General features: G+C 52.8%; 22 protein-coding genes. 19 read left to right on the plus strand and 3 right to left on the minus strand.

The features are described 5' to 3' along the window. Positions 1–222 precede the first annotated feature (222 nt). The 5 genes from ACYZTX_RS14020 to ACYZTX_RS14040 all read left to right on the plus strand — a co-directional run bounded on the left by ACYZTX_RS14020 (position 223) and on the right by ACYZTX_RS14040 (position 5,170). Positions 223–708, plus strand: coding sequence for a hypothetical protein (locus ACYZTX_RS14020; RefSeq protein WP_462034541.1), 486 nt, complete (start codon positions 223–225; stop codon positions 706–708). A gap of 373 nt (positions 709–1,081) precedes the next feature. Next, positions 1,082–1,639, plus strand: coding sequence for a polysaccharide biosynthesis/export family protein (locus ACYZTX_RS14025; RefSeq protein ID WP_462034542.1), 558 nt, complete (start codon positions 1,082–1,084; stop codon positions 1,637–1,639). Between the two features lie 71 nt (positions 1,640–1,710). Further along, the gene (locus ACYZTX_RS14030; protein WP_462034543.1) at positions 1,711–2,781 is read left to right on the plus strand and encodes a hypothetical protein; all 1,071 of its coding nucleotides are present in this window, start codon (positions 1,711–1,713) and stop codon (positions 2,779–2,781) included. 20 nt (positions 2,782–2,801) lie between these two features. Beyond that, positions 2,802–4,370: a GumC family protein gene (locus ACYZTX_RS14035; RefSeq protein ID WP_462034544.1), complete on the plus strand. Its 1,569-nt coding sequence runs from the start codon at positions 2,802–2,804 to the stop codon at positions 4,368–4,370. Between the two features lie 68 nt (positions 4,371–4,438). Further along, on the plus strand, positions 4,439–5,170 hold the full coding sequence (locus ACYZTX_RS14040; protein ID WP_462037040.1) for a CpsD/CapB family tyrosine-protein kinase: 732 nt from the start codon (positions 4,439–4,441) through the stop codon (positions 5,168–5,170). 44 nt (positions 5,171–5,214) lie between these two features. Here ACYZTX_RS14040 and galE read toward each other — a convergent pair whose 3' ends face one another. After that, entirely contained in the window at positions 5,215–6,192 is a 978-nt protein-coding gene (galE, locus tag ACYZTX_RS14045) for a UDP-glucose 4-epimerase GalE (protein ID WP_462034545.1), read from the minus strand. A gap of 194 nt (positions 6,193–6,386) precedes the next feature. Between galE and ACYZTX_RS14050 the strand changes: the two genes are divergently transcribed. Further along, entirely contained in the window at positions 6,387–8,066 is a 1,680-nt protein-coding gene (locus tag ACYZTX_RS14050) for a phosphoethanolamine transferase (protein ID WP_462034546.1), read from the plus strand. A gap of 17 nt (positions 8,067–8,083) precedes the next feature. Here the strand turns inward: ACYZTX_RS14050 and ACYZTX_RS14055 are convergent, their stop codons facing one another. Both ACYZTX_RS14055 and ACYZTX_RS14060 read right to left on the minus strand, forming a co-directional pair. Beyond that, positions 8,084–10,708: a glycosyl hydrolase family 5 gene (locus tag ACYZTX_RS14055; RefSeq protein WP_462034547.1), complete on the minus strand. Its 2,625-nt coding sequence runs from the start codon at positions 10,706–10,708 to the stop codon at positions 8,084–8,086. Positions 10,709–10,713: 5 nt separating this feature from the next. Further along, a complete protein-coding gene (locus ACYZTX_RS14060) occupies positions 10,714–12,237 on the minus strand; it encodes an O-antigen ligase family protein (RefSeq protein ID WP_462034548.1) in 1,524 nt (507 codons plus the stop codon). 95 nt (positions 12,238–12,332) lie between these two features. Here ACYZTX_RS14060 and ACYZTX_RS14065 point away from each other — a divergent pair, with 95 nt between their 5' ends. From ACYZTX_RS14065 to ACYZTX_RS14125, 13 genes are all read left to right on the plus strand, one after another. Next, the gene (locus ACYZTX_RS14065) at positions 12,333–13,709 is read left to right on the plus strand and encodes an oligosaccharide flippase family protein (protein ID WP_462034549.1); all 1,377 of its coding nucleotides are present in this window, start codon (positions 12,333–12,335) and stop codon (positions 13,707–13,709) included. A gap of 141 nt (positions 13,710–13,850) precedes the next feature. Further along, the gene (locus tag ACYZTX_RS14070; RefSeq protein WP_462034550.1) at positions 13,851–14,045 is read left to right on the plus strand and encodes a hypothetical protein; all 195 of its coding nucleotides are present in this window, start codon (positions 13,851–13,853) and stop codon (positions 14,043–14,045) included. Next, entirely contained in the window at positions 14,042–15,508 is a 1,467-nt protein-coding gene (locus ACYZTX_RS14075) for an FAD-dependent oxidoreductase (RefSeq protein ID WP_462034551.1), read from the plus strand. The genes ACYZTX_RS14070 and ACYZTX_RS14075 overlap by 4 nt, the downstream gene beginning before the upstream one ends. Before the next feature lie 133 nt (positions 15,509–15,641). Next, positions 15,642–16,259 (plus strand): acyltransferase, encoded by a 618-nt coding sequence (locus ACYZTX_RS14080; RefSeq protein ID WP_462034552.1) that lies wholly within the window; start codon positions 15,642–15,644, stop codon positions 16,257–16,259. Then, positions 16,252–17,208 carry a glycosyltransferase family 2 protein gene (locus tag ACYZTX_RS14085; RefSeq protein WP_462034553.1) on the plus strand — a complete coding sequence of 319 codons (957 nt, stop codon included), beginning with the start codon at positions 16,252–16,254 and terminating at the stop codon, positions 17,206–17,208. Before ACYZTX_RS14080 ends, ACYZTX_RS14085 begins: the two co-directional genes overlap by 8 nt. Positions 17,209–17,216: 8 nt before the next feature. Continuing rightward, complete coding sequence (locus tag ACYZTX_RS14090; RefSeq protein ID WP_462034554.1) at positions 17,217–17,741, plus strand: serine O-acetyltransferase; 525 nt, start codon at positions 17,217–17,219, stop codon at positions 17,739–17,741. Positions 17,742–17,784: 43 nt separating this feature from the next. Continuing rightward, a complete protein-coding gene (locus ACYZTX_RS14095; protein ID WP_462034555.1) occupies positions 17,785–18,762 on the plus strand; it encodes a glycosyltransferase in 978 nt (325 codons plus the stop codon). Positions 18,763–18,769: 7 nt separating this feature from the next. Next, positions 18,770–19,705: a DUF535 family protein gene (locus ACYZTX_RS14100; protein WP_462034556.1), complete on the plus strand. Its 936-nt coding sequence runs from the start codon at positions 18,770–18,772 to the stop codon at positions 19,703–19,705. Between the two features lie 75 nt (positions 19,706–19,780). Then, complete coding sequence (locus ACYZTX_RS14105; RefSeq protein WP_462034557.1) at positions 19,781–20,983, plus strand: glycosyltransferase; 1,203 nt, start codon at positions 19,781–19,783, stop codon at positions 20,981–20,983. Next, the gene (locus ACYZTX_RS14110) at positions 20,980–22,167 is read left to right on the plus strand and encodes a glycosyltransferase family 2 protein (RefSeq protein WP_462034558.1); all 1,188 of its coding nucleotides are present in this window, start codon (positions 20,980–20,982) and stop codon (positions 22,165–22,167) included. The genes ACYZTX_RS14105 and ACYZTX_RS14110 overlap by 4 nt, the downstream gene beginning before the upstream one ends. Then, positions 22,167–22,901 (plus strand): WecB/TagA/CpsF family glycosyltransferase, encoded by a 735-nt coding sequence (locus tag ACYZTX_RS14115; RefSeq protein WP_462034559.1) that lies wholly within the window; start codon positions 22,167–22,169, stop codon positions 22,899–22,901. The genes ACYZTX_RS14110 and ACYZTX_RS14115 overlap by 1 nt, the downstream gene beginning before the upstream one ends. A 264-nt stretch (positions 22,902–23,165) precedes the next feature. Then, entirely contained in the window at positions 23,166–24,308 is a 1,143-nt protein-coding gene (locus ACYZTX_RS14120; RefSeq protein WP_462034560.1) for a hypothetical protein, read from the plus strand. A gap of 73 nt (positions 24,309–24,381) precedes the next feature. Continuing rightward, positions 24,382–25,515, plus strand: coding sequence for a glycosyltransferase 61 family protein (locus tag ACYZTX_RS14125; RefSeq protein ID WP_462034561.1), 1,134 nt, complete (start codon positions 24,382–24,384; stop codon positions 25,513–25,515). Positions 25,516–25,567 lie beyond the last annotated feature (52 nt).

Below are 25,567 nucleotides of genomic sequence, written 5' to 3' on the forward strand. Positions count from 1 at the left end.
CGGGCTAATGCCCAAGCGCTAAGCTATTTCATAGGGATAGATTTACTCAACTGGGGTGCTTGCCGTGTCGTTATTTTGACGCCACCCTCCGTAAAATGAAATTTAAATTTATTATGGTGACGAGCTGTTGACGTAATGGCGATGTGCACATACGCTCAATTTATCCGATAAAGATTCCGTCAGCCGACAAAAGAATAACCCCCTACGCAAGGAGGCGGTGTTATGCGCTCAACACTTGTCATAAAATTTGTGTTGTTTTCTGTGATCCTGAATGGTGCGGCCGTTGCCAGTGTTCAGGCGACCAGTTTGCCCAATGAAAATAGTCGCATAAGTACCGCTTGCGATGCGTTAAGTTCTCAACTTGGCAAGGCGCTCGAAGAGCGGCCGAGTGGTGCGCCGTTAACGGTTGGAAGTAGCTTAGGGTTGGCTTCTTCGATCTCTGCTATCTTGGATGATGACCAGCCTGACAGCATGAGGGATTCTGGTTCTGGGGCAGGAAGTACCGTCAATACTTTTTCGTGCGACGGTTTAATGGCGGCGGCTACCAGTGACCCGTTAGTGGGGCTTGATGTTCAGCATAAAGAGTTGGTTGGGGGATCTGATTCTTATATCAATCAACCGAATGCGGTATCGCTTCCGGCAGCAGCCTGGTTGTTTTCTTCCGCGTTGTTTGGTTTTATTGTGGTCGCCAACCGGCGGAAGGTATAGAGGCGTTTTTTGCGGATGATTGCCTGTCTTGCAATGATGCTTAGTGTGTAATTATTGATGCCTGTTAGTTGTGCTTGCATCAGTAGATTTGCAGTGTTTCAGCTGAGCCAGCTCTAACTGGCATGATGTAGTTTATTTTGGCGCGGTAAGGGTTGGGGTGGCTTGCGTAATCTAAGCCATTGTGAAATAACACTATTTTGCTTTCGTAGTTGCACTGCTGGTTGCGGATGAGTTGCGTTGGTGGATTTGGCCGCCCAGACGCTCCAAGTGATTGCTGTTTAGTCGTTTCTTTGGCGTGAAATTAGGATAGAGTGATTTGGCTCGGTTTATTGTTCTAAGCTCCTTGCATGGCTACTTAGGCGGAGGAATGCCGATGTTCCGTTCATTGATACCTGTGCTTTGCGCGCTGGCTGTTTGGCCCAGCATTTCCAGTGCCGTCGGAAACGACGCGGCTTACCGGCTGAGTCCGGGAGATTCCCTTTCTGTTTCCGTTTGGGGTGAAGACAAGCTGAAACAGGAGGTGAAAGTACTTCCCGATGGCAGCATTACCTTCCCGCTGGCAGGGCAAGTCGATGTTAAGGGGCTTGATACCACCGCTGTGGCGGAGAAAATCGCTGCCAAGCTTGAGAAATTTATACCTGATCCGCAAGTGAGCGTTGTCGTCACAGGCACCGAAGGTAATCTCGTCTACGTTCAGGGCAAAGTGCTGAAACCCGGCACCGTGCATATGCCAGGTCAAACGTCAGTACTGCAGGTAATAAGCATGGCGGGCGGGCTCGACAAATTCGCCGACAAGGATGACATCAAGGTCGTGCGACTTAATGGGGCAAAACAAGAAATCCTGCGCGTCAACTACAGCGAGTTGATGTCAGGAAATGACATGTCTACCAATATCCAACTTCAGGCCGGCGATACGGTGCTTGTGCCTTAGCCTTGCGCGATGCAATAGGGATTATCTTGCTTAGATTTCGAACGACCGGGGTTGCGACGGCAATCCTGGCTATGTCGTGTTCGCACACGGCCTATGCTGCCACCTGGCAATCTGCAATAGCGGTACCTTCGACGGTCGAGTACGACAGCAACCCGACGCTTCTTACCAGTGGCGAGAAGGGGGTGACCCGTACCATCATCGCTCCCGATTACAGCCTCGTGGGTACTTCCGGCCAGGATGAATTCCAGTTCGGTCTCGGGTTAAATATCGTGCGCTCGTCGGATACGTCCATCGTTTCGGACCGTGAAGACCCCAGATTAAGGTTAGGGTGGCAGCGCGAGACCGAAACGGGTGCTTTTGGGCTGGCGGCGAGATATGAAGAAAACTCGACGCTTTCCACGGTGGTTCAGGACACCGGCGTAGTTGCCTCCGATGGCACGCAAAAGATGTATTTTCTGGGCGGCAACTGGAGCACTGCTCTCAGCGAGCGAAGTACCCTGGTTAACGAGACTGACTACACTCATGTCACTTACGATGTTGATTCACTGACCGACTATGACGAGCTGGCGACCCGCTTTAGCTGGAACTATGCATGGAGTGAGCAGGTCGAGTTGTTCACCCGTTTTAGAGTGAGTCGCTATGAGCCGGAAGAGGGGGCTGCGGTGGGTTCCTCAAACAGCTACACCCCCACGGCGGGCTTGAATTTCCAGCTCTCCGAGCGGTTTAAGGGGACGGTCTACGCGGGTCTCAATCAAGTCTCCGGCACAGATAGCGGCCCCAAAGGCCAGGGGGGTGTTGCGTTGCAATATGCCGGTGAGCGTATTGATACCAGCATCGACGCCAGTCGTAGCACTCTCGCCAGCGGGGACGGTGGTTTCGTCGAGGTTGATGCCCTGAGGGGTACATGGAGTTATGCCGTCGACGAGACCCGACGCCTCGGTTTCGATGCCTCCTGGCAAGACGCCAAAGGCCAGACGCCTAATACCCTGCAAAATTACAGTGCCTGGTTTAGCCAAGAACTCTCGCCTTTTTGGATTGCGCGCCTATCCTACACATACAAACAACGCCAGCAAGATGGCTTGCCGGATGCCACTGCAAACGTCGTCGGGTTGACGGTAACTTATAGTTATCCCGGTCTCTGAAATTCAGGTGTGTGAGAAATATGGCCTCTGAATACGAAATGTCGTTCAACGACTACATTGCAATCATCAAGCACCATGCGCTGCTGTTGATCCTGAGTTTCGTGGTCATACTCGGCGTGTGCGTAGCGGTCGCGCTTTCTCTCCCGCCTACCTATGAGTCATCCGGCACGATTCTGGTGGAGTCTCAGCAGATTTCGCCAGACCTGGTGGCGGCGAATAACAATACCTTTGCCGATGAGCGCATCGAAGTCATTCGCCAGCGCGTGATGACCCGCGAGCATCTGGAAGGGATCATCAACAAATACGATCTTTTCGCTGCGCAAAGCCGGCAACTGAGTGTTACCGAGAAGATCGAGGAAATGCGCAATGCGATTACAGTCACTCTGGTCAGTGCTGTCATTAAGGGGCGCGGAGAGGTGACGATTGCTTTCCGTCTTGGCTTTGAGCACCGGCAGCCCGAGACTGCGACCAAAGTGGCCAACGAGCTGGTGACGCTGTTTCTGGATGAAAACATCAAGCAGCGCACCGAACGCGCCAGTGAAACGACAGAGTTCCTGACGCAGGAGGCGGACAAGCTCAGGGTGGAACTGGAAGCCCTTGAGAACCGGTTGGCGGACTTCAAGCAGGCAAACAGCAACGCGCTGCCCGAGCATCAGGAGCTGCGCATGAATATGTTGACGCGCGCCGAAACCGAGCTTAAAGAGGTCGACCGTGACTACAAAACTGCCCGTGAGGAATTGCGCTTCAATGAGTTGGAGCTTTCCGCCGCGAATGCCGGGCTAGCGACCAAGCCTGGAGCACCCGGCGCGGCAGTTGATAAACCACAGGATCTGGGTAGCCTCAAAGCGGAGTACATCAGGCTGCAGTCGCTGTATACGGAAGCCCACCCCGACGTGCGTGCCGTCAAACGCAAAATTGCTGCACTTCAGGCTGGCAAAGGTGCTGGTGCGGGTGGTGCAGCGGCTTCGGTCAATCTGGACGTTGCCAAGGCCCAGGCGCGGATCTCTGCGGCAGACGCACGTATCAAGTCGCTGGCCGATCAAAAGCAGCAAATACTCAGAAAAATAGCCGAGTACGAGGCGCAAATTCTTGAGACGCCGCAAGTCGAGCGCGGCTTGGTCACGGTGATGCGTGACCATGATAACGCGCGTAAAAAATATGAGGAGATTCGCACGAAGGAAATGGGTGCGAAAATTTCCGAAAGCCTGGAGCAGGAAAACAAAGCCGAGCGTTTTGTTCTTCTGGAGTCACCGCTGATGCCCGAAAAGCCGATACGGCCGAACCGAAAAAAAGTGATTGCCATGGGCTTCGTGCTTGCCCCGGTAGGTGCTGGCGCACTGGTGATGCTCCTCGAGATGATGAGTCAGCGTGTGCGCGGTGCCGCTGCCTTGGCCAGCGTGCTGGGTAGACGCGTATTGGTTTCCATTCCCTACATTCACACCAAGTCTGAACTGGCACGCCGCAGGAAGTGGCGAGCGCAGTTGATCGTCTGTGGAGTCGCGATAATCGTGATCTTTCTGGTGCTCCTGCACTTCCTCTACATGCCTCTGGATCTTCTGATATTTAAAGCTCTGGGTCGGTTTGCATAAGGAACATAGCCATGGAAATAATCAAGTCCGATACCGAAAAAGCCGAGCAACAGACCTCCTCAAAAGCCATGACACCGACCGCGCAGTCCACAGGTCTGAATGCGCTCAGTTATGTGCAAACCAAGGTTGTACCTTTGCGGCCAGATCACCTCGAGCGCCACCGCATTGTGGCTTACAACAAGAATTCGAACATGGGCGCGGCTTTCGATCTACTGCGTACACAAGTTCTAAAAATCATGGAAGAAAATGGCTGGCGCACGCTCGCCATCACCTCGCCGACGCCGGAGGCAGGTAAAACGGTGTTGGCTATAAACCTGGCAATGAGTATCGCGCATCACACGACCAAGACGGCGTTGCTGGTGGACTTTGACTTGCGTCGTCCGAAGGTGGGTGAGTATCTGGGTCTGCCGATGGATAAATCGCTTAATGAATTGTTGGCAGATGAAGCTGATCTGCAAGATGTACTGGTCAATCCGACCTTGCCGCGCTTTGTGGTCCTGCCGACGCGTGAGCCGATTCCTCTCTCCACCGAGGTGCTGTCATCACCCGCAGTGAGCCATTTGATTGCTGATCTGCGCGAGCGCTACAACTCACGCATCGTGATTTTCGACTTGCCGCCGTTGTTGAGTTCGGATGATGTGATTAACGTCTTGCCCAAATTCGACTGCGTCCTGCTCGTGGTCGCCAATGGATTGAACAGCAAGAAAGAGATCGAGGAAAGCCTGCATCATCTTGGGACAGCCAATCTGATTGGCACGGTGTTAAACAAAGCCGAGCCCGAAAACCGCTCTTACTACTAGAGCATCACCCTCAGGAGATCGGCGCTATTGGCCAGCGCCGACTTTCAGTGCCAAGGGTATTTCTGCTCCCAGCTCCAGGCGTGCGCCACTATCTTTTCAAGCGAACCAAATTGCGGCTGCCAGCCAAGTAATGTGTTGGCCCTGCGCGGATCGGCCACAAGGCGTGGTGGATCGCCCGCGCGACGTGGCGCTTCGCTGACAGAGATATCCTGGCCGGTCACCTTGCGCGCGGTCTCTATCACTTCCTGTACTGAAAACCCTTGACCGTTACCGAGGTTAAACGCCGTGCTGGAACCCCCTCCCAGCAGATAATCCACGGCAAGTGCGTGAGCGGCAACAAGATCGACAACGTGGACGTAGTCTCGAATGCAGGTTCCGTCAGGCGTGTCGTAATCACGCCCGTAGACGGTGATGGATGCGCGCCGTCCGGAGGCTGCTTGCAGGATCAGGGGCAGCAAGTGGGTTTCCGGTTCATGGCGTTCACCTAACTGTCCTTCAGGGTCTGCTCCGGCGGCGTTGAAGTAGCGCAGGCAGACCGATTTCAGCCCGTAGGCGCGGTCGAAATCTTCAAGCATCTGCTCCACCATCCACTTGCTGCGCCCATAAGGGTTGATCGCGGCCTTGGGATGCTCCTCGTCGATCGGTACATACACCGGGTCACCGTAGACGGCGGCGGTCGAGGAAAAAATGAAGTTCTTGACTCCCGCACGAACCATGGCTTGTAGCAACGTCAGGGTGGCGGCCAAGTTGTTTTGGTAATACTTGGCAGGTTCAGTCACGGATTCGCCTACCTGTATAAAGGAGGCGAAGTGAAACACGGCATCAAAGTGTTGTGAGGCAAACAAGACGTCCAGGGCTTGCGCATCGGCTATGTCTAGTTCGACCAATTTTCCGCCCGCCAAGGCGCTGCGATGGCCTGTGGAAAAATTGTCTGCCACCACCACTTCGTGACCTGCACGCAGTAACTGCTTAACCATGTGCGAGCCGATATAGCCTGCGCCACCCACCACCAAAAATTTCATCCTGAGCTCCGATTTCCTGGACACTATTGCTGTGCAAGCACAGAGTGCAACGTCAGTGCGATCCGCCTGACCATTAATAACCGAGACTCGCTACGTTTGGAACGTCAAAGGAAAGAATATTTGGAACAAGATACAGCGAGCGCGCCCATTAGAGCTACCCTTGAAAAAGGGTATCTTGCGGGAATAATTATCAAATGAAAAACTCCGCCAAAATTATCGATTACTCATCAAAAATATTCAAAGCTGAATGGCCAAATTTAGTTTTGTGGTCTTATCTGCTATCGCCGTTGATTGTTAGGTTGCTAACAAACTATCAATATTCAAAAATTGATTTATTGGTCTTTTACACCATTGGCATGTCGGTGTTGTGGCTTTTGGCAATTAGATTTATTTCGTCTTATCAATTCAAAGTTCACATCATTCTACTGCCCTTTTATTTGGCAGCAACTGCTGATCTCTTTTTGGTTTTGAATTTCAACTCGAGATTAACAGCTGCCTATATATTTATTGGCTTGACAAACCATAAGGAGGCAAGCGAGTTTCTACCGACCTACTGGCGGTCCATCAGTATCGTTCTGGTGATTTTCATATTTTGCTATGGGGCTGGATTAATAGGCCTGCATAAGCGCGAATTATATAAAAACAAAGGAATTTTTGTTCTGGCTTTTAGCGCCTTGCTATTGGGGTATGGGGCGTATTTTTATAAGACGGTGAAAATTAATTCTTTCGGAAAATCTGCAGTCATGGATCTCCTTGCAAAAGATCAAAGCACGCCTATAGGCTATTTATCACAAATTGGCCTTACTGCAGACTTGTATATGGGGACGGAGGAACTTATCAAACGCCGTCGAGAATCTGATGTAAAAATAACCAGCCTGTCGAATCAATCAAATATAGAAACCATTGTTTTTGTGATCGGTGAGTCATCACGGCCGCACAACTGGTCCCTCTACGGTTATAACAAGGAAACGACCCCGAATCTCGGTAAGCAGGCGGGGATTTTCAAGTTTAATAACATCTGCACGACAGCCCCATATACCTCGTTCGCGGTTCCTTCAATGCTGAGCCTTGAGCCTATATGGGATTGGGACGCCATTGCCTCAACGAAATCATTGGTGAGCATCTATCGCGCAGCCGGGTACATGACCTATTGGTTGTCGGTACAGGAAGTTGATAGTTTTGGCGGAATAATTCCACAAATAGCTGCAGAGGCACAATACCGTCAATATTTTGAGAGAAGCTATGATGGGGCATTGATTTCAGAATATGAAAAAATACTAAAGAAGAGCGATTCAGAAAAGAAAGCCATATTTATTCATGTCAAGGGTAGCCATTTCGAGTACTCACGCCGATACCCAGAACATTTCGATAAATTCAAGCCGGCAACAAACAGCTTCAAAGACAAAATTACCGCAGAGTATGATAATACTATTTTATATACGGACTGGCTGTTAAGTACAATTATTGATCAATTGAAGTCAAGCAATAAACCCTCTGTCTTATTTTATTCATCGGATCATGGTGAAAACATGATGGATGACAGTCGAGGACTCTTGGGTCATGGAATTGGCAATGAATATGACCTCCCGGTGTCGGCATTTATCTGGGCATCCGATAATGTTTCAAGCCAGCAATCAATCAAGCTTTTAAAGCTGAGGGAAAGAGAAAGTCAGAAAATCAGCATATCATCGTTGCCACATACTCTTTTAAATATCACAGGGGTTTTCACGAATAAGTATAAAAGTTCGGATGATTTATTAAGTGATGATTTTGTATCGTCGAAATGTCCACATATGCTCGGCGCAGGCTATGTTCCATCGTTTGATTTTGACCCCATTAAACAGCCCTTGCTGAACAACGCCGCAAGGCGTTGATTATTGGCTCGCCGCGCCTAAGGTTGTGCTTGCGTGACGCCTTTTTTCAAAAACAACCAGTTCGACGCCTGCAAGCCGTCGAACTTGATTGTATAGCGGCCATCAAGGTAGGTCGCGGGCAGCTTCTTCATTTGCCCCAGGATGCCGTGGGTGAACAGTGTCAAGCCTTGCGGCGCCTGGATTGTTAGCGTGCCCTCGAGGGGCTCGACGTAAAAAGGTATTTTTTCGTCGTCTTGGGGGATGGCGCGGGCGCTTAACGAAATCAGTAAATCCTGGGATCGGCCCAAAGGCGCGTCGTCCAGGCTTTGCACCACCACACTGGCGTTGGCGGTCTTCACTTGAACTTTAATGTTGCCAAGGCTGATCGACTCGCCACCGATCCAGCCGGTAGCGGCTTGGGTACGCGGTGTATTGATTGTGTAGATGCCTTGTTTCCAGTTGCGCTTGAGCTCGCCTGTATCGGTCGTGGATTCGCTGGCATTAGTGTCCAGAAGCGACTGACCAGGGTCATGAAATTCCTGTGCATTGCTTGGGATAACGCCCTGTTGCAACCAGGGCAATTCCGGCGTCTGTGGCATCGCGATTTCCAGCTTGCCTTTCTCCATGGCTGTGCGCAGTAGAGCAGAGTTGGCCGGTGTGATCATTTGATTGAACAGGGTGCTTGGCGTCGGCGCGAAGACGTAGGTCGTTGTTGCTCCGCGGACGTCTGCACGGCGATAAAGCAAGGCCGCGGCGGGCAGAGTGGCCAGCATTGCAGGGTCGTTATAGGCGTGCCAGTTGCCGGCACTCATCCCTTCGCCCCCCAGTGGTTCCTGGCTGTAGGCATATTGCATCAGTGCATCCCAGCCTTGGTGGCTGGCGATACCGGCGATATAGAGTGGCAGCGAGTGACGGTCTGGTGTCGGGAAGGGCTCATTGTTCCACTCGGTGACGGTCAAGGGTTTGCCGGTGACCTGGCCGGCGGCAATCCAATTCACTATGCCGTCGCTGTAGAGCGGGTTTTTCTCTATCTGTCCCGAGCCCCCGTAGCTATGGACATCGATTACGTCGCCGGCGGTAAGGGCCGGCAGGGAGTTCAGGCTATCGCCGCCCCAGCTACTGGTCGTGGCGATGGGGACCTTCACGCCTATTTCACGCAGGTGTTGAATCATGTCAACGTTGAAACGTCGCTCCAGATCGTTAAGGAACAGCTTGGAGGGGCCTGGCTCCCAGGCGCGCCAGGTCTGGTCTGCAGATAGATTGTGCAGCTTGGCAAAGGCCGCGGCCTCGGCCATGTAGATCTTGTTGTGCTTTGGTACGTTCTTGTCTGGTAACAGGGCGTTGCCAAAGTGGCGGGTGATGTCGTTTTCGTTGGTAATCAGTACGGCGGCGATCGCCGGGTCGTCTTTGTAGGCGAGACCGGTATAGCTGTTTACATGGGTCATGTAGGCTTCGGTAAAGCGCTTCATGGCTTTCTGAATGGTGAGATTCACATAGGCATAGCCCTTGAGATAAGTATAATTTTGGTCTTCTTTTGGCAATTCATCGAAGCCATAAATGTTGTCTTTTTCAGTAAAGACTCGCTGGACGTGCATATCGAGCCACACGTAAATGCCTTCGTCTTTCAGGCACTTGATCCACCAGTCGATTTTTTTCAGCGATTCCGGGCTCAGTTGCTGGGTGTTACGCGTGACCCTAAGGTCGCCAAAGATGTTCGGGAAGACCCATGGCGAGTCATGGTGGTGCAGTCTTACGAGATTGAAGCCCAGTGCCGACAGGCGTTTGGCCTGCAGCTTGATTGCATCGTCTGGCGTGCTGAACAGCGAATAGGCTGACAGGTTGGTGCCCCAGAAACGCGCCGTAGTGTTGTCCGCAAATAGCAATTGCTCGCCGGAGGCTTTGAGGAAGCCGCGCTTGCCTGCAGGCTTTTCCTGAGCGTTGAGAAAGGACAGGTCGACCGGCGAGGTTTTCCAGTCGAGCTTGTCAGTCGGCCAGCTCTTTGGGTCCGACAGCCCGAAGCGCTCGGTATTGGTCGGGCCGACCGCCACATCGCCAGAAACGCTCAAAGTGGCTGTGAAATCCTGGCGGCCAGGTTTGATCGTATTCTTGTAGATAAAAGCACGCACCTCGGATTTACCGCCCGGTTCAAAGTACACACTCGCCAGTGCGGGCTCGAAGCGCATTTCGATGCGTCGCCCTTGGGCATTGCCCCAGGACCAGCCACGGTTGTCGGGTAGCAAAGTGGGCTCGCCCATTTCTCCAGCGAAAAGGGCGGGGTCGAACGTGAAGACGATGCCGCCACCTGACACGCCCGACTTCATGCTGTGTGCATCCAGGACAAAGTTCCAGGTCAGCTTTTGCTCGTCTTGCTTCTGAATCTGCGCAGTCAAGTCGAAATCCAGCGCTTTGTTTTTGCCTGCAAGGGAGTATCGATAAGGGGTGTTTACCTTGAATTCGGTCTGCAAATACGTCCAGTCCCAGTTTCTCCCAAAGAACGAGAATGTCGTAGCCATTACCGGGCTGCCGCCACGCACCAGCATTGGCAGGCCGTTGCGCTCATCCACACTGACGACCCAGTCCGACGCCCAGGTACGAAACGGCCAAATAGCAAAAAACAGCAGTAGCAGGATCAGTATCTGGGGGCGGCGAAACAACTGGATCATGGGTTCTACCTGAGTTGGAGATGGGCACTCGCTGTGACAGCCGTAGAGGTGTGCTTGAGCCTGCGCGCCATCTGAGCATAGGCGACGCCCACACCAGCCACCGACCAATACACCACGGGGATTACCGTGATACTGCTAACGGTAACGATGGTGATCAGGATCCCGGCCAGTGTCGCCAGAAGTGCGCGACCGAGTCGGCGTGCCTCATCGTCTTCGTTGGGGAACGAACGCATCCCCTTGCGGATGCCCAGCAAAACACTGACGAAAAAAACCACGAAAAGCGTCAATCCAATCAAACCGAACGACAGCGCTACGCCGATATAGGTGTTCACGATATCGATGATCCCCTGGCCCTGAGTCAAGGACTGCATTTCCGGTGTGCTGCGGAAATCGAAAGAACCCAGCAAAGGGTTGCGCTGGATAACGATCACGGCGTTATCAATCAAGCGCTGCCGGTAGGTGATGTTCTCTACTTCCACCGTGCCGATGAACGGTAGCAGATCAAGCACTTTTTGCCCGCCCGGCACAATGGCCAGCAGGGGAAGGGCGAGCACTCCGGCGGCCGCCAGCAGCATCAGGCGTTTGATCGCTTTACGGCCGGTGCCTATGAACACGACGATCATGACGGCTGCACCGATCCAGGGTCCACGCGACAGCGGTGCGAACAGACCACCGGCGAGCAAGAGTGCGCCGAGGGTTCTCTGCAATCGACTGCGTACATCCTCTTGCAAGTACAGATAAAGGCCGATGGCCACGCTGATGACGAAGCCCAGCGCAATGGCTTGGCCGGTAGTGGCGCTGGCGCGTAATGAACCACCACGGCTCAAGTAGCCGGACTCCCATTGCATGCCCATGGCGTTGACAACCGCCCTGTACAGCTGCCAGTGCTTGGAAAATTCGAAGAGACCTATAAGCGACAGCACCATGGCGGCGAGTACAAAACCGAACAGAGCGTCCTTGAAGTCGCTGAGGTTCTTCAGCGCCCGGCTGGCAACGTAGTAAGGCAAAAAAACTTCGATGAACAGGTAAAGTATTTGGCGCAAGGTGTCGGTGACCGTGGTTTCGCGCAGGAAAAGCAGACTCGTCAGCAGGAGGTGGGCAGCTAACAGCTTGTCAGGCCATGTGCGCCCGAAAGGGACCGTGTCTGCTCGCCTGCGTAGAGCAAAAAAAGCCGGGAGCAACACACACAATGCCAGCAGACGAACATGGTTCAGGGCAAAAAAATAATTGATCAGGCCGAAGCCCGGAATCTCCGCCGGGGCCGGCGGGATGAGAAACAGCAAAAGGAAAAATAGCGCCACGGGATTGCGTTCGCTTTTTCGTGCGAAGGTCAGAACGATCGCGGCAATGCCCGCGTACACCCAGAAACTGTGCGAAAAAAAGGCCAGTAGCGTCAATACGAACCACAGATTGCGCCGACGAGTGAAATTGCGGTCGGGAATCAGGTCTGCTGCTGGTCGTCGTGCCATCGCAAAAACGATGCCAGCAAGGACCAGAATGACGATTAACGCGCGAAGGTGCTCAGGCATAGATAATTGGACTTATTGATTGATGAGCGACGGCTATTGGAATGGCAAATTGCGACTATAGTACCTTTTGAGCCATTGAGTCCGGGGATGATGTTATGTCGTTAGCTGATCTATCGCCATCGTTGAGCCTTCGCAGGCGAGCAATCTCCGCTGGGGCATGGAATCTCGGGGCGCTGGTTACGTCCCAAGCCTTTCGTTTGGGTGGCAACCTGATAATGGCCCGCCTGCTGATGCCGGAGATGTTCGGCATCATGATGATCGCCATCACCGTTTCGCTGGTTCTGCACTTGCTTTCCGATGTCGGCTTGCGCCAGAACATTATTCAGAGCCCGCGCGGCGACGACCCGGTATTTCTCAATACCATCTGGACTGTGCAGATCTTGCGCGGCTTTATCCTTTTTGCTTTGACACTTCTCCTCGCGGCCCTCGCCTGGTTTGCACAGACTCTCAATCTGTGGTCGATCAATTCCACCTACGCGGCACCCGAGTTGCCGCTGGTGTTGGCCGTGACCAGTTTCTCGGCAATCATCACTGGATTTCAGTCGACGAAAATCGACCTGGCAGTGCGCGCTTTCCAGCAAAAGAAAGTGGTACTCACCGAGTTTGCGTCCCAGCTCGTCGGGCTGTTGGTGATGCTGGCCATCGGTTACTTCACCAGATCCATCTGGTCACTGGTGGCCGCGGGTCTGGTCTCAGCGATGGTCAGCACGCTGCTGGGGCATGTCTGGTTTGAGGGCCCGCCTAACCGTCTGCAGTGGGAGCGTTCTGCGCTCACGGAATTAGTCGGCTTCGGCCGTTGGATATTGTTGTCGTCGGCAGTGGGCGTATTGGCCATGTACGGTGATCGTATCTGGTTCGGCGGCAGCATGACGACCAGCGAACTGGGCGTTTACTCCATTGCCGTGCTGATTTTGGGAGCTCTTCAGCTTGGGATGCAGAAGATATTCGGGGCCGTGGCCTTGCCGGCCTTCAGTGAGGCCTCAAGAACTAATGACCCCGTACGGCTCCAGGCTTTGTACTACCGTTTGAAATTGATGTTCGATCTTTCCTGTCTTTTTTTATGTGGACTGTTCTTTACCGGGAGTCCACTGGTCATCAGCGTTTTGTACGATGAGCGTTATGCCCAGGCCGGCAACATGATGGCCATTCTTTCACTCTCTTTTTTCACAATGCGCTACATGCTGGCGCATCAGGTCTGGATTGCCTTGGGGCACACAAAATACCAGGCCATGGATAACATTATTCGCGTGGTCTCGTTGTGGGTGCTGCTGCCTCTGCTGCTGGCGATTGGCGGGGTCGAATATGCAATTTGGGGTGCCGCGCTTTATACGTTTCCTACGCTTATCCTGGTTTTTTATGTCAATTGTCGTCTAGGGATGTTCAATCTCAAGCGTGAACTGGTGGTGCTGCCAATGCTGGTGGTGGGGGCTTTGTGTGGAGAGTTGTTGACGAGTATTGCTGAATGGCTTTGATTTGATCTATTTCTCTTGATGTTTCCAATGCTGTGGCACAGGCGTCGCCATTGCGGTGTTGATGGCGGTCGCCAAAAAAATGTGACCTTGATGTGCAGTTGAAATTTCCAACGTAATCTCGATGTCGTGGAGCTTTGAATCATGAGAGAAACTGATTTGAATACCTCTGTGATGGGTCGCAGAGGCTTCCTCCTGGCTTTTGCCCTGTTAAGTATTGGGGGGTCGATGTTCGGATTTTCCAAAGCCGTTGCTCGGCCTTCTGCTGCTAAATCCGAGTTTGTTGTCATCAACGGATGGGTGCTGCCTGCCCAGCATTTTCGGCAAACACAAGCATGATCAAAGACTACCAATCGCAGAAAGAACTCCACGACCACTACGACGTCTGCATCATAGGTGGGGGGCCAGCCGGCATTACGCTGGCTTTGCGTTTAGCCGGTAATGGTCGGCGTGTGGTGCTTGTCGAGGGCGGTGGGCGCGAGTATTCAAGGGCCTCGCAAAGCCTCTACAAGTGTCCATCGTCTGGCCTCGATGTTTACGCTGAGGAAACACGCCTGCGCTATCTTGGCGGCACCTCCAATCACTGGGCCGGGCGATGCCGTCCCTTTGAGAAGTCCGACTTTACCGTGGGCCCTCCGGTGGGTTTACCCGGTTGGCCCATCGCGTTTTCCGAGATGGAGCGTAATTTGCCAGCGGCCATGGCCATTGTAGATCTTCCGCCGCATTCTGGATTCAAGGCCATCAACGCTTCTTTGGACGACGCCGAATTTGAAGCTGATCGTTTCTTGCTCAGCCCTCCCACGCGTTTTGCACAAAAATATGCCAAGGAGCTTGATGAGACCGAGGGCCTTGATGTCTTCATCAACTGCAACTGCGTCGATCTTGAATTTGACAGCAAGACCGGCCGCATAGCGACGATAGTCGTCTCGGACTACGAATTACATCGAGAACGAGTCACGGCAAAACTATTCATTTTGGCGACGGGCGCGATCGAGAATGCCAGGCAACTGCTCAACAGTGAGTCCCTGGCAGCTGGCGGTATTGTTAGCAAAGATGGTTACGTCGGAAGATGCTTCATGGAGCACCTTAACGTCGATCTGGGTACCTTCATCCTGAAAGACGGGCAGGGTACAGATGCTCGACAGTACTTCACGACCGATGCATTCGTGATGGAGCACGGGTCGGGTAAAGGGAATGTGACGGCCTCGCTTGTAGCTGAAGTGAAAACCTATGGGCGAATGGCTGCCATCAAAAGCTTTCTCGAGAACCTCATCTGCGAGGTGGGTGCGGAGCACAAGATTGAATTTATTACCAAGTTCGATTGCCCTGGGGATGGGGTGCTCGGCACGCTGATCGAGCAGTTTCCCAACCCCAATAGCCGCCTCTCATTGCTCGACGAGCGAGATGCGTTGGGGATGAGGAAGGCAAGCGTTCATTGGGAACTGACCCCTGCAGACAGAAATACCGTCAAATCCATAGGGCTCGAAGTGGCAAAGTGTTTTGCCGACACAGGGCTGGGCTTTGTCAAGTTGGAAGAGTGCGTTTATGAAGTCGATTTGCCACTGAAGGCCAATCCCCATGCTCATCATATGGGGACCACACGGATGGCAACGTCGCCTGAGTTTGGCGTTGTCGACGAGAACTGCAAAGTATTCGGTGTCGAGAATCTTTACGCTGCGGGCAGCAGTGTTTTCGCTACAGGCGGTGCCTCTAACCCCACGATGCCTCTTTTGCAGCTTGCTTTAAGGCTGGCGGATCATCTTAACGATCAAATGGGGCCCGGGGTGGGCAGGTATTCATGAGTGGGAGCATTTGTGGATTTTTTGAGTGTTGAATTTTAGGGAGGCGTCTACGCTTAGGGTAGTGGTAATCAAGAATCAGGGTGTATCGAACCCTGGCACAGATGTATATCGCTGAATTATTGAGGCTGACAGGATGATTGGTCTACTAAAGCGCACTATTGCTCATATTGCCAAAACAACCGGGCGTGGAACCTCGCTCTATAAAAAATTCTGTAAACCGGACGGGTATGAATGGGCTAAACACCTGACTCGATGGGGATCTCTGCACTCCGTCGGTAAAAACGTATGGATCAATCTTGGGTGCAACATAACTGACCCTACGCTAGTACGACTCGGAAATAATATAGCTTTATCTGACTGCACACTGTTCGGCCACGATGGCATAGTCGGCTTGCTCGATGCACGCTTTGGTACAAAACTTGACTCTGTCGGCCCTATTGATATACGTGATAATTGTTTTATCGGTTATGGCGCAATCATCATGCCACGTGTGACTATTGGTCCGGATTCGATTGTTGCAGCCGGTGCAGTAGTGGTGAAAGATGTTCCGCCTGGGGTCGTGGTTGGGGGTAATCCAGCCAAGGTTATTTGTACGCTGGAAGATCTGTTGGCGAAAGTCGAAGAACGTTGCGCCACCTACCCGTGGATTGACCTCATCAGGCAACGCAGCGGACTATTCGATCCGGAACTTGAACCGAAACTTAAAGCAATGAGAGTGCAGTATTTTTTTGGCGAGCAGCCCAATGGTTAGTGCCCCTCTTGATGTGTTGGTCGTTAATTACAATACCGCGGCTCTGTTGCAACCGATGTTTAATGCGTTACGCCAGTCCACTAGTGTGGGTCGCACGCGCTATTTGGTGGTGGACAATGCCTCTGCTGATAATTCGCTGGAGTGTCTGGCAACTGTTTGTCCAGAGGCGTTGCAACTGGCCAATGAAAATAATGTTGGCTTTGGGCGTGCCAACAATCAATTAGTTGAACACTTACAGGGCAAGTATGCGTTGCTCCTCAATACCGATGCCTTCGTTGCTGCGGATACGCTGAGCAAGACCCTTGACTACATGGAGGCTCATCCTGATTGCGGTGTCCTCGGCGTTCGGCTGGTTGGACGAGAGGGAGATTTGCAACCCTCCTGCCGCTATTTTCCGACGCCGTTGAATGTCTTCCTCTCGCGCACAGGGCTTGAACGTTTTTTCCCTGTGGTGAAGAGAGTCGACGACATGGCTTGGGATCATGCTTCGGTGCGTGAGTGCGACTGGGTGCCCGGGTGCTATTACCTGATCCGCCGTGAAGTCATCGACCAGGTTGGCTTGTTCGATCCGCGCTACTTCCTTTATTTCGAGGAGGTAGATCACTGCAAGCGCGTTAAACAGGCGGGTTGGAAGGTGGTTTACTACCCGGATACCACAGTGGTGCATATCGGCGGTGAAAGTGCCAAGTCTGTTGCCAAACTCAATGCGATTTGTCACCAGCTACCCACCTTGCAAATCGAAAGTGAGCTTTTGTACTTCCGCAAGCACCACGGTCTGCTGGGTTTGGCCTTACATATGGTGTTGGTGAGTCTGGGTGATCTGATTTTGGCGCTCAAGGCGCTGTTGAAAGGCCGCGACTGGGCCGCTATAGGGGCTTGTTGGCAGCATGCTCGTGTGACCTGGGCGTTGTTGCGTGATACCCAATTCGCTAGCCAACCCACACGGTAGAACAATTTATGTTCGAAAACATACGTGCTGACTTGCGTGCCTACGCGGGAGATTGGGGGGCTCAGGGGTTTTGGGTGATGGTCGTTTATCGCTTTGGGCGCTGGCGCTACGGTGTGCGCCCAGCGCTGTTACGTAAATTGCTCTCCTTTATATACAAAGTGCTCTTCAAACTGGTGCAGATCGTCACGGGTATCGAGTTGCCGTGTGAGGTAGTGATCGGACGCAACTTTGTCATCGATCATTTCGGTGGAATCGTGATCAGTGGCTATGCGCAGTTTGGCGATGATTGCCGTATTCGCAATGGCGTCGTCGTGGGCCTTAAGAATGTGAATGAGCCGATTGCCCCGGTGATGGGCAACAATGTAGATATCGGTGCAGGGGCCAAGGTGCTGGGCAATATCCGTATTGGTAACAATGTCGTGATTGGTGCCAATGCCGTGGTGCTGACCGATGTACCGGACGACTCGGTGGCAGTAGGCGTGCCTGCGACTATCAAGAAAAGGAAGTACGCAGAAGCGAGGGAACGCTCATGAACCACCCGATGGATTACTTCAATTGCGTCGCTGAGTGAACGCCATGGCTACGGATATGGGTGTCGTTGTAATCGGTCGCAATGAAGGCCCGCGACTGGAGCGTTGCCTGGCTTCACTGATCGGTGCAGCGCAGAAGGTTGTTTATGTCGACTCTGGATCAACGGATGGTTCAGTGCAGTTGGCCTTGACGCTTGGGGTCGAGGTGGTCGAGTTGGATATGACGATTCCGTTTACGGCTGCGCGCGCGCGCAATGAAGGATTCGCCTGCGTGCAACGCTTATTGCCGTCGATGCGTTATGTGCAGTTTGTCGATGGTGATTGCGAGGTGGTCGGTGGCTGGCTGCCCCAGGCCCAGGCCTTTCTTGATACACACCCTGATGTTGCGGTGGTCTGTGGACGGCGCCGTGAACGTTTTCCGCAACACTCGGTTTACAACTTACTGTGTGATCTCGAATGGGATACGCCGGTAGGTGAGGCCAAGGCATGTGGTGGCGATGCGCTGATGCGGACCGATGCCTTCGCCGAGGTGTCCGGATTTCGACCGGATCTTATTGCCGGGGAAGAGCCTGAATTGTGTGTGCGTCTTCGTGGAAATGGATGGAAGGTCTGGCGTCTGGGTGAGGAAATGACCTTGCACGATGCCACCCTGACCCGGTTCGGCCAATGGTGGCAGCGTACCCTGCGCGGTGGTTATGCCTTTGCCGAGGGCGCATTTTTGCATGGGGCCGCACCTGAGCAGCATTGGTTGCGTGAGTCGCGCCGTGCCTGGTTCTGGGGATTGGGCGTCCCGCTGGCGACTGTTATCGCGAGTTTGATGTTGGGGTGGTTTGGGCTGCTTCTGCTGCTGGTCTATCCATTGCAGGTCGTGCGCTTGGCCCGCAGGGGCGATAGATCCACGCGTGAAAACTGGCTGCGGGCTTTCTTTCTTGTCTTGGGGAAATTTCCCGAGATGCTCGGGCAAGTCAAGTTTCTTTTGAACAGATTCGGCGCCGGCAAGACGGCGTTGATCGAATACAAGTGAGACTTCCATGAATAATTGGGTGATATTAAAAAGCGTGTTGTTTTTACATGCAGGGTATTCGTTAAGAGCGTTGAATAATAAGTTTAAAATGCTGGTTTTAGTTGTAAAAAACTGGTCCGAGCTAAAATTGTTTTTTTGGCGCATGTCGAACGCTCTGGGTAAGACCGGAGTTGAAAAGTTGGGCGGAGATTGTGTGGGTGTTGTTCATTGGCCATACATCAGTAGAAGCTGGAGTTCTCAGAATAAACTTAGCGTATTAGCCTCGCATTACGAAGTTGTCGCCAAAAGCTGTCCGGAGCTGTTGCTGTTGGGGCGCAACGACCGTTTGATGTTGAGTGATTTATCGGCGTTCGCGGCGGGTTGTTCCCTGGTTCTGGATCGTCCAGTATGGTTTATGCGTGAAGGGGAGCTGGTGCTGAACCTGTTTCAGGGCGATTTGCGTATTGCATCCATAGCCTTCACCTTGTGTCGCACGGACACTGAGTTATGTATTTTTATCGGTGCAGTTCAAGGCATACATAAAGGCGTGGAGAGTGATCGGTCTTTGAGTATTTATAGGGACCTGACAAAAGATTTTGAAGGTCTTCGACCAAGAAGCTTTCTGATTGAAGTGATTAAATATATTGCAGTCAATATTGGTGTTGGGAAGATTTATGCGGTAGGGGATGGGTATCGTCATCATCGCCATCCGTACTTCGGCGCTGAAAAAGCTAAGGAACTTGCGGCAAATTATGATTTGATCTGGCTGGAGCATGGAGCCACTGCGTCAGAGCGCGAAGACTTTTTTGAGATTCCCATGGTCCCGTCCAAGAAGGCGCTTGACAGTATTCCTTCAAAAAAACGCGCCATGTACCGCAGGCGTTACGAACTTCTGGATGATACGTTTACAAAAATAGACAGCGTGTTGGTCGGCAGTTATAGCAGCCACCGTGTTGCGAGTTGATGTTCCTGGTCCCTGTACGGCTGCGGGATTGCCTGCAGTAATAATCCACCGCAACGACAACTAAGCTTGGTTCCTATGCGTATCGCTTATTTCATCAATCAATACCCCAAGGTCAGCCATAGCTTCATTCGTCGCGAGATTTTGGCGTTAGAGCGTCAGGGCTTTGTGGTGCAGCGCATAGCTCTGCGTGGCTGGGATGCCGAGTTGGTGGATGCCGAGGACGTGTCCGAACGCAGTAAAACGAGTTATGTGCTGCAGGGCGGAGTCAAAGGCCTGTTAGTGCCCGTGCTGCAGGTGCTGCGCGCCCAGCCGCGACGTTTTTTTTCGGCGCTGTGGCTGGCGCTACGCATGGGTCGTCGTGCCGATCGCCCCTGGCCGTACCATTTGGTCTATTTGTTTGAGGCATGTCGCGTGCTGTCTTGGTTGCAGGCGTTCGGCGCCGAGCATGTGCACGCGCATTTCGGCACTAACTCAACCGAGGTGGTGATGCTGGCCAATGCACTCGGCGGGCCGGCGTACAGCTTTACCGTGCACGGCCCGGAAGAGTTCGACAAACCGCAGTTTATTCATTTGGGCGAGAAAGTCCGGCGCGCGGCTTTTGTCGCGGCGATCAGTTCTTATGGGCGCAGCCAGCTGTTTCGCTGGGTGGCTCATGCGCATTGGCCAAGGGTAAAGGTGGTGCACTGTGGGCTGGAGCGGGCGTTTCACGATGTGCCGGCCGTTGCCGTGCCATCCGCGCCGCGGTTGGTTTGCGTAGGTCGTTTGTGTGAGCAGAAGGGTCAACTGTTGTTGCTTGAGGCCGCCCGCATCCTGGCAGCGCAAAACGTGGAGTTCGAGATAGTGCTGGCCGGCGATGGGGAAATGCGTGCGCAAATCGAAGCCCTGATTGCACGGCATGGCTTGCAGGCGCGGGTGCGAATTACCGGCTGGATCAGCAGCGAACAGGTGCGGGCGGAAATTCTTGCGGCGCGGGCCTTGGTGTTGCCGAGCTTCGCCGAGGGCTTGCCGGTGGTCATCATGGAAGCCATGGCGTTGCGCCGACCCGTGCTGACGAGCTATGTGGCGGGCATTCCCGAGTTAGTGCGACAGGGTGAGAACGGTTGGTTGTTTCCCGCTGGAGCGGTGGATGAGTTGGCGGCGGCGCTGGCGGACTGCCTCGCGCAACCTGTCGAGGTGCTGCAGCGGATGGGCGAGGCCGCTTATCAGAGAGTGCTGGAGCGACACGATATCGATACCGAAGCAGCCAAGTTGGCTCATTTGTTCAGGGCGCAAGCATGATCACGTTAATTGGTTGGCTGTTCAGCTCACTGCTGATCCTCATCCTCCTGCCAGTGTTGGTGCTGTTTGTGCAGGTGCTGATGGCCTGTCTGCCTGCACGGTCGCGCTCGTCGGCAAAAGGATCGCGACCGCGGGTGGCGGTGTTGATACCGGCACACAATGAATCCTCGATCATCGTCGCGACATTAAACAGCATTCGGCCGCAGTTGCTTTTGGGTGATCGCCTATTGGTGGTGGCGGATAACTGTTCTGACGAGACTGCCGCGCTGGCCCGCACGGCGGGCGCCGAGGTGGTGGAGCGCAGCAATGAACAGCAGCGCGGCAAGGGTTATGCGCTGGACTGTGGGGTGCGTCATTTGGCGAGCGATGCGCCGGACGTCATGGTTGTTATTGATGCGGATTGCCAGGTGGCTGAGGGTTCTATTGAGCGTTTGGCAATCTGTTGCATCGACTCAGGGCGGCCAGCGCAAGCCCTGAATTTAATGCGTGCTCCAGCAGGTTCCGGGCTAAAAGTGCGGCTTGCCGAGTTTGCCTGGTGCGTGAAGAATCGGGTACGGCCGCGGGGTTGGACCCGGCTTGGTTTGCCCTGTCAGTTAATGGGCACGGGAATGGCTTTCGTCTGGCGGGATCTGACTTTGATCGATTTAGCCAGTGGCCACATCGTTGAAGATTTGAAGATGGGCCTGGATTTCTGTCGAAGCGGCAAGCCGCCTTTGTTTTGTCCCGATGCTCTGGTGACCAGCTATTTTCCACGCAGCGATGAAGGCTTAGCTACCCAGCGTACGCGCTGGGAACATGGTCATCTAGGGGTGATTCTTGGGGATACGCCAAAGTTGTTTGTGGAGTCGATTGGCCAGGGTAACTGGAGTCTGCTAGCTATGACGCTGGATTTGCTGGTCCCTCCGTTGGCCTTATTGACGTTGGCCTTGGGGGCGGCATTTGGAATGTCATGGTTGGTATTTATGCTGTCCGGAGCTTTGGCGCCAGCATTGATAGCTTCTTCCGGAGTAGCAATATTGGGGGTGACTATCTTGCTGGCATGGAGCCAATTTGGGCGTGGGATTATTTCATTTTCAGCCTTGTTGTATGCGCCGTTCTACGCGGTGAAGAAAATCCCCCTGTATCTCAGATTCTTGCTTAAGCGCCAAGTTGAATGGGTGCGTTCGAAGCGAGATGACACCTGATGCGCGCTTTATCCTGGCTGCACAACTGGCAAACGATTATCCAGAAACTCAGGGTGGTCAGTGATCTGGGCGATGAACAAGAATTGATTGATGCTTTATCCAGGACTGAGTCGACGACGGTGCTTGGATTCGTCAATGCCCATGCCATGAACCTGGTGGCGGGCAACACTGATTACTATAACGCGCTGTCGGCTGCTGACGTGTTATTACGGGATGGCTCCGGCATGGCCATCCTGTTTCGCCGACTCGGCTTGGAGCCGGGGCTGAATTTGAATGGCACAGATTTTATCCCTAAATTATTGGCAGCGTTCAAGGGCCGACGCGTGGCTTTCTGGGGTACTGAAGAGCCCTTTCTCGCCAATGCGGTGCAGCGTAGCGAAGCGATATATGCGGTAAATGTCGTCTCTGCTCACCATGGATTTGCTGAGGTAGATATCTACCTCAACCTTGCCCGGCAGTCGCAGCCAGAATTGGTCGTGCTGGGGATGGGCATGCCCAAGCAAGAAGCCGTTGCCGCCAGATTAGCCGTCAGCGGCGTGCCATGTCTGGTCGTGTGCGGAGGGGCGATCCTGGATTTTCTCGGCGGCAAGGTGACTCGTGCTCCGCTATGGGTGCGCCGTCTCGGTTGTGAGTGGGTGTTCAGGTTGATAGGTGAGCCAAAGCGATTATTCAGTCGCTATGTGGTGGGTAATCCGACGTTCTTGTTGCGCACATTGATCTACAGGGATTCCTGACGTCACAGTTTTTGACGCCTGGCTGGCGCCATAAAAAACACGGCTGAAATATCTTGCGAAACTTAGGTGCAGCACCTTTACTCAGGTTGAAATTATCGACTTGACGGGTGTGTTCGGGGTTATTTTCCTCGTTAAGATTGGCGTCAACAAAATGTTGTTGAGCAACCTTGAAAATGTACTCAGCTGTAGAGCATTCATGTCGAGTAGTTAGGTTATTGATTTGTAAACTCAAATGGCCCTTCCTTGAATTGTGCTAATAACCAAATGAAAAAATACATTAAAACATTAATACGTAAGTTTATATCTCCTTCAATGCGATTTGAGCTAAGGAAAGCCATTGCCTGGCTGCGAGATATACTGGGTAGGGCATGTTTTTGGCGCTGGGAAATTGCCAGATTCAAGCTGCGGGAAAACAGCACCTATGACATTCTCTATGTGGGCAGGAAAACACAGCGGGAATTTGTGAAGGTTCTACTGGGCTCTGAATTTCAAACGGTTGATAGCCAGTTGAAGTTGGAGAAGTCAGACCGGACAGTGTGGGTCAGTGAAATGCCGACCTTGGGTGCATTGTACGTGCCTCAATATTTGAGTGCTGTTGTTCCTCTGAGCAGGTCAATTGAGGATATTACGGCCAGATACAATACCGAGTTACGTCGAAATCTGCGCAAGAACCGGCTGCGCTATCGTATGAAACAGGCCTTGAACGATGACGAAATTGAAATCGCAGATCGGGAAATGCTTAAGCCCTACGCCAGAGCAAGGCATGGAGCAGCCGCCTCTCAAATTGAATCGCATGAGGTTCAAAGGGTGGCAAAAAGTGCCGGGCGGCTCGATCTAGTATTGTTGGAGGATGAAATTGTTGCATGCCATCTTGGGTGCGTAATTACCCGGGCAGGAAAACGCTACTGGAGCACGGTCCGTTTTGGCTATCCCGATGCTGTATTTTCAGATGCCAAGAAGTTACGTGAAGTTAACTCGATTACCACGTTCATGGCACTTGAATGGGCGATAGAAAATGGTTTTGACTATTATGATATCGGAACGTGCCTGGCACGCCCGGACGATGGACTTCTTGAGTGGAAAAGACGGCGTGGCGGTGATATCGATACGCTTGGAAACTACGGCTATTTATTTGTTCGACTGCCCAAGGTAGGCGCAGCCCAATTTCTTTGGGAGACGCCTTTATTTGCTGTTGAAGGCAAAAAGCTGACACTTCATCTTGGCTTGCCGGACGGTCCGAGTGATGAGGAGGTCGCGGGTCGATACCGTGAAATGGGTTTTGGTGGACTGTTCAAAATATATCTTCATTGTTCCAAACAACCGCAGGAGGCGCTTCTCGACACCTTGCGCAGCCGTTACACGCATCTGACATTACCCCCTGTACTGGAAACTATTGTATCCACCTGAACAGGTTGCTGATTTAAAGATGTACGGTTTACGTGTTTGGCCATGAACACTGTTTCTGTATAACCACATTGCGATGGGGGTGCATATGTCGGGATTTAATGCATTAACGAGTGCCGGCCAATCAAAGTGGAGCCTTGCTGCGTACAAGCACCTTCTTAAAACACGACTTATACGGAAGCCGCCGTTAACGCTGCAAAGTCTAGCCGTGAAAACCTGGGAAATTGCTCCAGGCGAAATCTCGATGGCTCCGCCCGCTTTTTTCCTTCCTGGCCAACTCGAACGTGTGACGGGATGGGCAGGGGAGCTTTTTTATCCTTACGAGCACCCCCGTCGCACAATGGAAGGAGTCGGTAGTGTTGAACATGGGCCAACTCGAGGCTACCTGCTTAAAGATGTCTGGTTAATTGACGGCGCTCTTTACAAAGGTAATGCAAAATCTTCGTTGTCGCCCAGATCTGGATGGTTACCAAAGATTCGCGTAGAAAACGAAATTGATCGCGGTGCGATGTTTTGTACGGCGGGAGGGAACAAATGGTTTGGCTCGTGGTTAATGGATGATTGTATTACCTATCCAATAGCCTGCAACGAAGGCGTTCCGGTGACGACGGCAGCGTCTGCCAACCTTGTTTCCACCGTGACGACCGGCATACTTCACACCCCCGGTTATGAGGACTGGCTTGGTATGACGCCGGTTCGGTTACGTGATGCATTTTTTCGTGAACTCGTGATCTTTGACGATCTAAGTCAAAATAGACATAAGCACCTGCGTTTTCGTGCGATGGGTGAAAAGTTGCTCTCACACGTAAAAGTTTGCGATCACCCTGGCGTGTTCATTTTGCGAGGTGGCACGGGTGAATTGCGATTGTTACGCAATGAAATGGAACTTGCAGAACGTCTGCGTGACCGCAGAGGCTTTCGTATTATCGATCCTGCTAAGTCCGATGTTCCGACGATAGTGGCGGCCTGTGCCGGCGCAAGGACCGTGGTAGGGATTGAGGGGAGTCATCTTATACACGGCGTTAATGTGCTCCAGCCAGGTGATTCGCTGCTGGTGTTGCAGCCCCCTGATCGGTTCCTCTGTTTTTTCAAATATCTAACGGATCGCGATCAGCAAAATTTTGGTTTTGTGGTCGGTACGCCTGAGGGCAATGGCTTTAGTATCGACCCTGATGAAGTTGAGCGTACGCTAGATCTGTTTCCGTCATGACAGCTCTTGAGTTCATACCGGAGCAGCATGCCACCCCGGTGTTCTGAGTAAT

The sequence above is a fragment of the Pseudomonas sp. MDT1-17 genome, assembly GCF_054898105.1.

Excerpts from the sequence above, each read along its gene's own strand:
- ACYZTX_RS14020 (WP_462034541.1), top strand. The coding sequence starts at position 223 with ATGCGCTCAACACTTGTCATAAAATTTGTGTTGTTTTCTGTGATCCTG.
- ACYZTX_RS14025 (WP_462034542.1), top strand. The coding sequence starts at position 1,082 with ATGTTCCGTTCATTGATACCTGTGCTTTGCGCGCTGGCTGTTTGGCCC.
- ACYZTX_RS14030 (WP_462034543.1), top strand. The coding sequence starts at position 1,711 with ATGTCGTGTTCGCACACGGCCTATGCTGCCACCTGGCAATCTGCAATA.
- ACYZTX_RS14035 (WP_462034544.1), top strand. The coding sequence starts at position 2,802 with ATGGCCTCTGAATACGAAATGTCGTTCAACGACTACATTGCAATCATC.
- ACYZTX_RS14040 (WP_462037040.1), top strand. The coding sequence starts at position 4,439 with ATGACACCGACCGCGCAGTCCACAGGTCTGAATGCGCTCAGTTATGTG.
- galE (WP_462034545.1), bottom strand. The coding sequence starts at position 6,192 with ATGAAATTTTTGGTGGTGGGTGGCGCAGGCTATATCGGCTCGCACATG.
- ACYZTX_RS14050 (WP_462034546.1), top strand. The coding sequence starts at position 6,387 with ATGAAAAACTCCGCCAAAATTATCGATTACTCATCAAAAATATTCAAA.
- ACYZTX_RS14055 (WP_462034547.1), bottom strand. The coding sequence starts at position 10,708 with ATGATCCAGTTGTTTCGCCGCCCCCAGATACTGATCCTGCTACTGCTG.
- ACYZTX_RS14060 (WP_462034548.1), bottom strand. The coding sequence starts at position 12,237 with ATGCCTGAGCACCTTCGCGCGTTAATCGTCATTCTGGTCCTTGCTGGC.
- ACYZTX_RS14065 (WP_462034549.1), top strand. The coding sequence starts at position 12,333 with ATGTCGTTAGCTGATCTATCGCCATCGTTGAGCCTTCGCAGGCGAGCA.
- ACYZTX_RS14070 (WP_462034550.1), top strand. The coding sequence starts at position 13,851 with ATGAGAGAAACTGATTTGAATACCTCTGTGATGGGTCGCAGAGGCTTC.
- ACYZTX_RS14075 (WP_462034551.1), top strand. The coding sequence starts at position 14,042 with ATGATCAAAGACTACCAATCGCAGAAAGAACTCCACGACCACTACGAC.
- ACYZTX_RS14080 (WP_462034552.1), top strand. The coding sequence starts at position 15,642 with ATGATTGGTCTACTAAAGCGCACTATTGCTCATATTGCCAAAACAACC.
- ACYZTX_RS14085 (WP_462034553.1), top strand. The coding sequence starts at position 16,252 with ATGGTTAGTGCCCCTCTTGATGTGTTGGTCGTTAATTACAATACCGCG.
- ACYZTX_RS14090 (WP_462034554.1), top strand. The coding sequence starts at position 17,217 with ATGTTCGAAAACATACGTGCTGACTTGCGTGCCTACGCGGGAGATTGG.
- ACYZTX_RS14095 (WP_462034555.1), top strand. The coding sequence starts at position 17,785 with ATGGCTACGGATATGGGTGTCGTTGTAATCGGTCGCAATGAAGGCCCG.
- ACYZTX_RS14100 (WP_462034556.1), top strand. The coding sequence starts at position 18,770 with ATGAATAATTGGGTGATATTAAAAAGCGTGTTGTTTTTACATGCAGGG.
- ACYZTX_RS14105 (WP_462034557.1), top strand. The coding sequence starts at position 19,781 with ATGCGTATCGCTTATTTCATCAATCAATACCCCAAGGTCAGCCATAGC.
- ACYZTX_RS14110 (WP_462034558.1), top strand. The coding sequence starts at position 20,980 with ATGATCACGTTAATTGGTTGGCTGTTCAGCTCACTGCTGATCCTCATC.
- ACYZTX_RS14115 (WP_462034559.1), top strand. The coding sequence starts at position 22,167 with ATGCGCGCTTTATCCTGGCTGCACAACTGGCAAACGATTATCCAGAAA.
- ACYZTX_RS14120 (WP_462034560.1), top strand. The coding sequence starts at position 23,166 with ATGAAAAAATACATTAAAACATTAATACGTAAGTTTATATCTCCTTCA.
- ACYZTX_RS14125 (WP_462034561.1), top strand. The coding sequence starts at position 24,382 with ATGGGGGTGCATATGTCGGGATTTAATGCATTAACGAGTGCCGGCCAA.